The sequence below is a fragment of the Mesorhizobium sp. M7A.F.Ca.CA.002.04.1.1 genome (genome assembly GCF_004022805.1).
Taxonomy (GTDB): domain Bacteria; phylum Pseudomonadota; class Alphaproteobacteria; order Rhizobiales; family Rhizobiaceae; genus Mesorhizobium; species Mesorhizobium ciceri.
The window spans coordinates 1-857 of the sequence record NZ_RZPL01001176.1 but is presented as its reverse complement, the minus strand read 5'-3'; the positions used below and the strand labels follow the sequence as shown (position 1 = coordinate 857).

At 68.8% G+C, this 857-nt stretch carries 1 protein-coding gene; it reads left to right on the top strand.

Annotated elements, in window-relative coordinates:
- A partial coding sequence (locus tag ENZ75_RS33125; protein WP_206617175.1) for a cation:proton antiporter occupies positions 1 to 857 on the top strand: 857 nt, incomplete at both ends.

The window sequence follows — 857 nt, the reverse complement described above, 5'->3', positions numbered from 1 at the left end:
CTGTTCGTTGCCGCCAAGCTGCTGCAATTGCTCAACCGGATCGGCGGCGTGCCGGCCGAAGCGCAGGTGCTGGTGATGGTTCTGCTGCCCTTCATCGCCTATCTCGGCGCCGAGCATGTCGGAGCGTCCGGTATTCTGGCGGCTGTTACCGCCGGCCTGCTCACCGGCGGCTCCGGCGTGTTTCGCTTCCTCGGCGTCTCGGCCCGCATGCAGACGATGTCGCTGTGGACGACGCTTTCCTTCGTTTTCAACGGTGCTCTCTTCATCGTGCTCGGCCTGCAGCTTCCCGACATCATCCGCCATGTGCCGCCGGAACTCATGAGCCTGCACCCGATCATCCAGCCGATCGCGACCGTCGTGGCGCTGACGCTGTGCCTGATCGCGTTGCGCTTCCTGTGGATATGGGTAGGCGATCTCGCAGCCGGCATCGCCGCACGTCTGGGCAAGCGCAAGGTGGAGCCGTTCGGGTTGCGCGTGCGGCTCGCCGGTTCGGTGGCCGGCGTGCGCGGCGCCATCACGCTGGCCGGCATATTGTCGCTGCCGCTCGCCATGCCGGACGGCTCGCCGTTCCCGGCACGCGATCTGGTCATTTTCCTGGCCGCCGGCGTCATCATCTGTTCGCTGGTCTTCGCCAGTCTCGCTCTGCCGACGATCGCCAGGGGGCTGGTCGAGCCGGGTGAGGATGCCGGCGCCGCCGAGGAGCGGCTGGCGCGTGTCGGCGCCGCCAAGGCGGCAATCGCGCGCATCGAGAGCATCGCCGGAGCCGCAGATGATGAGGGAGGCGAGGTGCCCGGCGCCAGGCTTGCCGCCGCCGACAGCATCGTCGCCGGGTACCGGCGCCGCCTCGCCGCCTCGGC